General features: G+C 61.4%; 1 protein-coding gene. It reads right to left on the bottom strand.

The window, feature by feature from the left end:
• Window positions 1-210: KUP/HAK/KT family potassium transporter (locus QN345_RS20460; protein ID WP_323509287.1), on the bottom strand; the 210-nt coding region annotated here is incomplete at both ends.

Genomic DNA, 210 nt, shown 5'->3' with positions numbered 1-210 from the left:
CCCACCTTCGCCTCGGTTGTCAGCCCGGATTAGGAAACGCACGTAGAGGATCGTGACAACCAAAGTGAGCGCATAGACGATGGTCGCCGTCGACCCATACACATATTCGGCCGACGGTCCGCTGGCATCGAAGCTGCCGGCGTCAAACGTCGTCGTCGCCGCGTAAAGCGGGCTGGTGCCAATATCGCCGAAGACGACACCCATCGCCGC

Origin of the sequence: Cryobacterium sp. 10I1 (assembly GCF_035019805.1) — a bacterium.
Classification (GTDB): Bacteria; Actinomycetota; Actinomycetes; order Actinomycetales; family Microbacteriaceae; genus Cryobacterium; species Cryobacterium glucosi.
This window is presented reverse-complemented; position numbering and strand designations above follow the sequence as displayed.